The organism is Bacillus sp. CZDM1 (assembly GCF_055502545.1).
On record NZ_JBUESO010000015.1, the window covers coordinates 83,107 to 92,076 of the forward strand.

At 38.5% G+C, this 8,970-nt stretch carries 8 protein-coding genes; 3 read left to right on the forward strand and 5 right to left on the reverse strand.

What is annotated here, in order from left to right; translation table 11 throughout:
* Positions 1-208: 208 nt before the first annotated feature.
* The 5 genes from ACY3XC_RS24625 to ACY3XC_RS24645 form a co-directional block, all read right to left on the reverse strand.
* On the reverse strand, positions 209-874 hold the full coding sequence (locus ACY3XC_RS24625) for a 3-oxoacid CoA-transferase subunit B (RefSeq protein WP_464870936.1): 666 nt from the start codon (positions 872-874) through the stop codon (positions 209-211).
* Positions 874-1,533, reverse strand: a complete 660-nt coding sequence (gene atoD, locus ACY3XC_RS24630; RefSeq protein WP_464870937.1) for an acetate CoA-transferase subunit alpha — start codon at positions 1,531-1,533, stop codon at positions 874-876. The genes ACY3XC_RS24625 and atoD overlap by 1 nt, the downstream gene beginning before the upstream one ends.
* A 119-nt stretch (positions 1,534-1,652) precedes the next feature.
* Positions 1,653-3,278: an ATP-binding protein gene (locus ACY3XC_RS24635; protein ID WP_464870938.1), complete on the reverse strand. Its 1,626-nt coding sequence runs from the start codon at positions 3,276-3,278 to the stop codon at positions 1,653-1,655.
* Between the two features lie 142 nt (positions 3,279-3,420).
* Entirely contained in the window at positions 3,421-5,529 is a 2,109-nt protein-coding gene (locus ACY3XC_RS24640; protein ID WP_464870939.1) for an MMPL family transporter, read from the reverse strand.
* A gap of 110 nt (positions 5,530-5,639) precedes the next feature.
* Entirely contained in the window at positions 5,640-6,209 is a 570-nt protein-coding gene (locus ACY3XC_RS24645) for a TetR/AcrR family transcriptional regulator (RefSeq protein WP_464870940.1), read from the reverse strand.
* Positions 6,210-6,357: 148 nt separating this feature from the next.
* Here ACY3XC_RS24645 and ACY3XC_RS24650 point away from each other — a divergent pair, with 148 nt between their 5' ends.
* From ACY3XC_RS24650 to ACY3XC_RS24660, 3 genes are read left to right on the forward strand one after another with little or no spacing between them, the layout of a single operon-like run.
* The gene (locus tag ACY3XC_RS24650) at positions 6,358-7,080 is read left to right on the forward strand and encodes an ABC transporter ATP-binding protein (RefSeq protein ID WP_464870941.1); all 723 of its coding nucleotides are present in this window, start codon (positions 6,358-6,360) and stop codon (positions 7,078-7,080) included.
* Positions 7,077-8,177 (forward strand): ABC transporter permease, encoded by a 1,101-nt coding sequence (locus ACY3XC_RS24655; RefSeq protein WP_464870942.1) that lies wholly within the window; start codon positions 7,077-7,079, stop codon positions 8,175-8,177. Before ACY3XC_RS24650 ends, ACY3XC_RS24655 begins: the two co-directional genes overlap by 4 nt.
* A gap of 33 nt (positions 8,178-8,210) precedes the next feature.
* Complete coding sequence (locus tag ACY3XC_RS24660; RefSeq protein ID WP_464870943.1) at positions 8,211-8,858, forward strand: TetR/AcrR family transcriptional regulator; 648 nt, start codon at positions 8,211-8,213, stop codon at positions 8,856-8,858.
* Positions 8,859-8,970: the final 112 nt, after the last annotated feature.

Here is an 8,970-nt window from a genome sequence, read left to right on the forward strand (position 1 = left end):
GATTTTTCTAAATAATAGTAATATTCTATATTATTATAGTAATTAAACATCGCTAGCTATTAGATTACTTTTATATAATTAGGAAACATTCCTGGATGGTTTTTCCGGAAATACGGAATATCGATGCTTGTTAGTTCCGCCATTCCGGAATTTTTCCGCATTTTCGGAATCTACTGTTCCACCATTAACATCCTAACACTTAATAGACTTAGGAAACTAAGTCTACTGATACGCTCGGTCCAATTATAAACGAAGCCTCTGTTTTTTCCTTTACTGTTTCAAGGTTTACTCCCTCTTGTAGTTCCTCTAAAACAAGTCCTTCTTCCGTCACACGAAAGACAGCTAGTTCTGTTACAATCAAATCTATGACACCTTTTCCTGTCAGCGGTAATCTGCATTCCTCTAGGATTTTAGAGGAGCCATTCTTCGCTGTATGCTCCATAGCGACAATGACTTTCTTTGCACCTGTCACCAAATCCATCGCACCACCCATTCCAGGAACCATTTTTCCGGGAACCATCCAGTTCGCAAGGTTTCCCTTCACGTCTGCTTCAAGCCCTCCAAGGACGGTTACATCTACATGTCCTCCGCGGATTAATTCAAATGAGAATACGCTGTCAAAAAATGCACCGCCTGGAAGAATTCCTGAAGGCTGTCCGCCTGCATTGACCAAATCTGGATCAATATCTCCGTCTAGAGGACCAAGTCCGACATAACCATTTTCAGATTGAAGAATGACATTTACGCTGTCTGGGAGGTAATTCGGCACCATCGTTGGTAAGCCGATTCCAAGGTTTACTACATCTCCGTCTTTCAGTTCCTTTGCCACTCGAGCAGCGATAATTTGTTTTGGATTCACTAATGTTTGCAGCATTATTTACTTCCTCCCTGGACATAAATTTTATCTATGAGGATTCCTGGAGTCATTACCTCATCGGGATCAATTTCGCCAACTTCAACCAACTTTTCTACTTGTACAATTACATGATCAGCCGCCAATGCCATGAATGGATTAAAGTTGCGAGCTGAGCGATGATAAACCAAATTTCCCGATTTGTCGGCTTTATATGCTTTAAGAAGGGCCACTTCAGCCCGAAGAGGTTTTTCTAGGAGATATTCACGTCCATCAACAGTCAGCTTTTCTTTGCCTTCCTCGACAACGGTTCCCACACCTGTTGGAGTTAAAATCCCACCCAGGCCAGCTCCTCCTGCACGAACGCGTTCAGCAAGTGTTCCTTGGGGAACTAATTCCACTTCCATTTCACCGGCAATCATTTGCCTGCCCGTTTCCGGGTTGGTCCCGATATGTGAAGCAATAACCTTCTTAACTCTATGGTTTACAATTAAAGGTCCCACACCGCTGTCTATGAAAGCGGTGTCATTTGCAATCAATGTAATATCTTTCGCGTCTGCTTCAAGCAAGGCGGATACAAGATCCTCTGGTGTACCAACCCCCATAAAGCCACCTGCCATAATACTCATGCCATCTTTAAAAAACGAAGTAACTTCATCCAAGGAAATAATTTTATTCACGTAACAGCACCTCCTGAAAAATAGGTGAGTTTATTGCTCACACCTTTCAAATTTGCAAGATTCGTGCCAAGCGTATAAAAATAGAGGGTACTTTCCATGCAGGAAAGTGCCCTCTATTTTTAACTTACTAAAGGTAATTTTATTTCTACCAAGGTACCTTGTTTTGCTTTACTTTGATACGTAATACTTCCATGATGCTGTTTAATAATTTTATTACAAATCATTAAACCAAGTCCGGTTCCTTTTTCTTTTAAACTATAAAAAGGTTCACCTAAACGGGGCAGAAGTTCTTCCGGTATCCCACAGCCTTCATCCTGAACCGTAAGGACACATACACCCCCTTCGCCTTTTTGGAGATGAATGTGAATGTTTCCTCCTTCAGGCATTGCCTCTATTGCATTCTTTAGAACATTAAGGATTACCTGCTTTAACTGATTTTTCTCTCCAGTAATAAAAAATGGAGACTCCTCGACACACAGTTTGAACTGAATATTTTCCAAATGTGCTTGCGGTGAAAGAAGTTCAAGGGTATTCTCTACAAGTTCTCTTAAATTCGTCCGATGCAGCTGAACAGCCTGTGGTTTTCCAAGGGTAAGCATTTCACTTGTTATCGTTTCAATACGTCCAAGTTCACTTAAGAGCAAGTCATTTATTTCACTGGCACCATTTTCCCATTTATTAAGCTGAATAAATCCCTTAATGGTGGTAAGGGGATTACGAATTTCATGCGCTACTCCGGCAGCTAACTCACCGACAATCGATAGTTTCTCAGATTGCAAGAGAATTTCTTCTGCCTTTTTACGCTCAGAAATATCTCGGCTGATGATAACAATATGCTCAATATCATCATAATCGCCCTTTACTGGCACACATCGAGACTCAAATTCAATCCAATGTCCATTATTGTGGTGGAGACGAAATTCAATTAATTTCGATTCTTTGCATTCAAACATCCTGTCTAACGTACCTTTAAAAAATTCAACATCATCAGGATGGATAAACCTGCATAATTTTACATCTTCCAGTTCACAGCAGTTATATCCTAAAACAACTTCATGCGAAGGAGAAAAGTATGTAAGGGAATGTTCTTTATCCATCACCATAATAAGGTCTGATGTATTTTCTGCGATTAGCCTGTATTTGGATTCACTCGCTTCTACCAACCTATACATGTCGGACAATCTATTGTTAAGTCTATGCAGCTTAACATACGATTCTATCAATAAGAAGCCTAAAATAACTCCTAATATCACAAACAGAATATATTGGAAATGAAAAAATGGTTTATCTCTAAATACATTGAAAATTAATGGTACTGTAATAACATAAATGAGGATATAAGCACTAGATAAAATGATAGATTTCATTAATGGTGTAAATCTTTTAACATTATAATAGATGATGGAAAACCCAATCATTAAAGCAGCCCAGCCGATAATAGCCGTGTCCCAGTGACCGCTTGAGAACAATCTTGCAATTAGCCCAAATGATCCGGTAATAATTCCGGCAATCGGCCCCATGAAGGCAAAAATCAGAATAACTGGTGCATATCGTATATCATAGGAATAGCCCTGCTCATTAATTGATAGCATGATGAGAATGACTGAAACAATTCCTCCATAGACACCTATCCAAAGACGAGCATGTTTAATGGGCCTATAATTAAAAAATGAGCGGACAACTAGAGGTGTACTAACCAATAGTGAAAAAATTGAGAGATTTACAATATAATCTAATAAAAACAATGAACTCCCACCCAAAAAAAGCATACTTTTCACTCTATCATAAACCAGAATATTCACTATTTCTATATGTAATTGTTTATTTTAGATGGGAGTTTTACCCTAAAAAAAAGCACCAAGGATAGGAATCCTTGGTACTACACCTTTATTGAACATCCTTCGCTGCCGCTGGTTTATCCTTTTCAAAGAAAATAATTAACGCTGGTAATAAGATTCCTCGAATTAAGAACGTATCTAATAAAATACCAACTGCAACGATAAAACCAAATACGAACAATAATTGGATAGGCTGGGTCATCAATACAGCAAAGGTAGCTGCGAGTATAATCCCTGCTGAAGAAATAACACCGCCAGTGGTGGATACAGCCATTTCAACTGCCTTTTTAACGGAATGCTTTTTTCTTTCCTCCATAAATCTTGAAATTAAAATGATATTGTAATCAATACCAAGTGCCACTAAAAAGACAAACGAGTATAGCGGAACACGATTACTGATGGTGTCGATATCAAAAAACAAACTGCTTAAGAACATTCCTAAACCAACGGCAGCTAAGAATGAAATTAATATCGTTCCCATCATATAGATTGGCATTTTAAATGATTTGGTTAACACAATTAGCATGGCGAAGATTAACAATGATTCTAGTAATACAATCACGATTAGATCCCTATCGTTTGTTGCACGATCATCCACTTTCTTAGCTGTTTCTCCTGCAAAATGAAGTTCCCCTTCAAGATTACTTTCTGCTAACAGCTTATCAGCATTGTCTCTCATCTTTTCCAACGCATCCATGGTTTCTACCGCATATGGACTTTCCTTAAACGTGAGACTATATTGGACTACATGTTGATCTGCTGTAATACCATTCGGCCGGACGTTACTGACTAGCTCTTGATCTGCAAGAGTTTCAAGCAATGCACCTTGCTGTTCGAGTTCTATCTCTTCTTTCGCTTCAAACAATACAGTGGTTGCAGCTAGATCACCTTTTTCAAACTTTTCTTCTAATATTTCATAGCCCTGTCTTGAAGGCATATCCTTTGGAAAAGACTTCATCGTATCGAATTCATACTTTAAATTAAACATGTTAAGGGCAGAAGCTAGAAGGATGATACCGATAACGGAAGCGGATAGTACTGGTTTTTTCACGACAAATTTGCCAATCCTGCTCCATATTGAACTGGATTTAACACTTTCCTCACCCACTCTTGGAATTCTTGGCCAGAAGGATTTTCTTCCGAACAAAGTAAACAAGGCCGGTACGAGGGTAATCGAAGCAAGCATAATAACAAGCATGGCTGCCGCAAAAACAGGTGCAAAATTACGATAATCTCCGAACTCCGCGAAGAACAGAACGAGCATTGCCGCTAAAACGGTTCCTCCTGAGAAGAAAACCGGCGTCCCTGTTTCTCTCATTGCCTGTTTCATCGCATCAAATTTACTATCGAATTTTTTCAATTCCTCACGGTACCGTGAGAAGACGAATAGTGAATAATCTATGACCGCAGCAAACAATAGAATTGTCATAATTGAAAAGGTTTGATTACTAATCAGTAATCCTGCCTTCCCCATCAACCCTAGTATCTGATTCACTACCTGGTAAACAAATGCTGCTGCAAACAGCGGTATCAAAGCTAATAATGGAGAACGGTAAATCACAATCAATAAGATTAAGATTAATCCTACAGTTGAAAATAACAAAACTAAATCAGCACGGGAAAAGAGATTGAGGGAATCCACCGCAATGCCTGCAGGACCGGTTGAATATAATGTTAATTCTGTATTATCCTTAACAATTTCTTCAATTTGCTCAAGCGCCGTCCTTATTTCCTTTGACTCTAAAGAAGATTCGAACGTTATCGGAAGAATCAACGTACTTTGATCTTTTGAGAAGAAATTTGCAGTCGCCTGAGGCGGCATACCAGTTAACGGAACATACTCCTTTATTCCTTCTACTTGGTCAATATTTTCAAATAGCGGGTTCAAATCGGCTAACTCCACTTTATTGTCGTCCGATTGAAAAACTAATATCGCTGGAATTCCTTCATTATTTTTAAAATAGGTGTCTACTTTATTTTGGGCGATAATAGATTTTGCATCTGCTGGAATACTGTCAATACTCGATACCTCGTATTCCTTCGCACTTGGGGCAAGGACTGAAAGCAGTATGGTTACTAAAAGCCAGATTCCAAGTGTTATCCACATTCCCCTTTTTGAGGTAACACGATCGGTTACCGATTGTAAGAATGAATTCATACTTTTGAGCTCCTTCATCGTAGTATAGTGACACCAATGTAACTTTAAATAAAAAATAATTGACACAATGACAACTTCATTATCTTTCAAAGTGACACTTGTGTCAATTATCAGTTATTGAACATTCCCTGACGAATGATTTCTTTTATTGATTTTAGCCATTCTTGATGGGGAATTCCAAAATGATTGGGAATGGCAACACTCTGAAGGATAAATCCTATAAAAAGACTATCCGGAATATGGGATTTCAGTTTCCCCTCTTCCTTGCCATTAAGGATAAAACTATTTAAATACCTGTACATTTCTAATGGAAGCTTTACCAGCTTTTCTTTGTTTATGTTTGATTGTTCTAATTTTGCTATTACATGCAATGCTGCTTTAATTAGATGATGTATTTCTGTTTTTGTAAAAATAAAATCCATTAGAAAGTCGAATTGCTTTTCAAACCCGCTGAGTTTTTCTATTTCTTTTAGTTCATGAAGAAATTGTTCCATTTCGTAAATCATAAAATCAGTAATTAGTTCTTCTTTATTTTCGTAGTATTTATATAATGCTGCTCTAGATACTTCCATTCGATCCGCTAACAGGCTGAAGGTGAAACCGTCATATCCATGCTCTAGAAGCAGCCGTTTTGCTTCATGAAATAAATCCACTGTATTGAATTTACGTTCCCGTGCCATCTTATCACCCCCGAATACTATGTGAAGATAGTATAACATATTGACGAAAAACTTTTAGAAATGTACTTTGTGATTTCTATTGACCAGATTAGATGATTTGATATAATTGGAGTGAGTAATCACTCATTTTAGAGAGGGTTGATTAAGAATGGCATCAACGGTAGTTATAAATGAAGTGAGCAAAAGCTTTGGAAAAAAGTTGGTCCTCCATCAGATTAACTTAACGGTGGAACCAGGAGAAATTTTTGGATTAATCGGTCCTTCAGGTTCAGGCAAAACCACCTTGGTAAAGATTATCGTGGGCATGGATTCGCCGAGCCAAGGTGATGTCCAAGTATTGAATACTGCTGTTCCTAATTTGAAGCTTTTACAGAGAATCGGCTATATGGCCCAAGCGGATGCCTTATACTCCGATTTAACAGGTGAGGAAAATCTTGCATTCTTTGCCTCCCTTTTTAAACTTAAAAAGGATGCCCAAAAAGAACGGATTGCTTATGCATCTGATTTAGTGAATCTTAGAGCTGATTTGAAAAAGAAGGTCGAAAACTATTCTGGAGGTATGAAGCGACGGTTATCTCTGGCAGTTGCCTTGATACAGGACCCAGAAATCCTTATTTTGGATGAGCCGACGGTTGGAATAGACCCCGAGTTAAGACTGTCGATTTGGGCTGAGTTATATCGCTTAAAAAACGAGGGAAAAACCATTTTGGTGACTACCCATGTAATGGATGAAGCAGAGAAATGTGACCGGCTGGCTATGGTACGAGATGGTGAAATCATCACAAGCGGTTCTCCTGCAGAATTGAAAGAACAGTATGGGATTACAAGTTTAGAAGAGGTATTTTTGCAGGCTGCGGGTAAACAGCTATGAGTATAATAGCTTTGATTAAAAGGATATTCCACCAAATGTTACGCGATAAACGGGCATTGGCCTTAATGATGGTGGCGCCATTATTGGTTCTTACCCTCCTTGATTATCTCCTTGCCGGAAATACTGTCAATCCCAGACTTGGTGTGATCAATACCGATGCCAAGCTAGTCGAGAGATTAAAAGATACGGACATCACAGTCCTGCTGGTAGAAGAAAATACAGAAGACCTCTTATTAGATAAAGACTTAGATGGAATCCTTGAAATTGCTGGAGAAGAAATTTCATTGACACTTACAAATGACCAGCCTACTGCAGCAAAAGCATTACAAGTCAAAGTTCAACAAGCCATTTCAGCTGAAAAGACTAAAGAACAAAGCGCAAATTTAGCCGACTTTATGGAAAGTATTAAGAGTCAGCTTCCAGGAGTTCCAGTTAAGATGGAGCAGGTAAAAGCCCCTGAAATCACTACATCTTATATATATGGAAATAAAGATACAATCTTTTTTGATCAGTTAAGCCCGATCCTAGTCGGATTCTTTGTCTTTTTCTTCGTGTTCTTAATTTCAGGGATCGCTTTACTGAGGGAACGGACCACGGGGACACTTGAACGATTATTAGCAACACCTATTCTTAGAAGAGATATTGTTTTTGGCTATTTATTTGGATACGGGTTATTCGCGGTGGTGCAAACGATTATTGTTGTTACTTTTGCTGTAAAAGTATTAGATATTACACTTGTAGGTTCGTTCTGGAATGTAGTGATCATTAATTTAACTCTAGCTTTAGTGGCGTTGTCACTCGGTATACTTCTATCTGCATTCGCGAACTCAGAGTTTCAGATGATGCAATTTATTCCGATTGCGATCATTCCACAGGTCTTTTTTGCAGGTATCTTCCCTTTTGAGTCTATGGCAGGCTGGATGCAGGTTCTTGCTAAATGTATGCCGATGTATTATGGCGGCAGTGCCTTAGTGGACGTCATGTATAAAGGGTTAGGATTACGTGCAATCACGGACGAACTTTTGGTGCTATTGGGCTTCGCCCTTGTCTTCCTTGTTTTAAATGTAGTAGCATTGAAGAAATATAGGAAGATATAATTTTTGATTTTGGTATTAATAAAGGAGTTAACAATGACTGAAGAAGAATTAATGCTCCAGCAGTTATTTGATGAAGATAAATTAACGGATAAGCAAAAGAAAATCATTGTCGCCGCTATTGAAACCTTTTCTGAAAAAGGATATGCTGCTTCCTCGACGAGTGAGATTGCCAAAAAGGCGGGTGTAGCCGAAGGAACCATCTTTCGGCATTATAAAACCAAAAAGGAATTGTTGGTTTCCATTGTTGCCCCCTTGATGACAAAATTCATTGCCCCTTTAGTGGTAAAGGACTTTAATAAAGTGCTTGAACGGGAATTTGAAACAGTCGAGGAATTTCTGAGAGCAACCATTGAAAATAGAAGAGATCTTCTAATCCGAATGCTCCCAGTCGTGAAAATCATGTTTCAAGAAATTCCTTTTCAACCGGAATTGCGTGAACAATTTTTTCATCTCGTTGTAGAAAATATATTCGTCCGGGTTGAAAAAGTTATCATAGGCTATCAAGAAAAAGGGCAGCTCATTGATATGCCTCCAGAAAGTATAGCGCGGTTAACAATCACCAATATTCTTGGCTTCTTGTTCTCCCGTTATATCCTATTTCCTCATTTGGACTGGGATGATGAGCTTGAAATTGAACGGACCATCCAATTTATCATGCATGGTCTTGGAAAAAAGGAATAGCTTTTTAAGATTTAGGCTGTGTTATTATTCATTGTAGTCAAGCCCTTGATTTTGTGTAAATTCGCTAAACAATGTTTTCAACCGAATTTTGTTATGTCAAATATATATGATC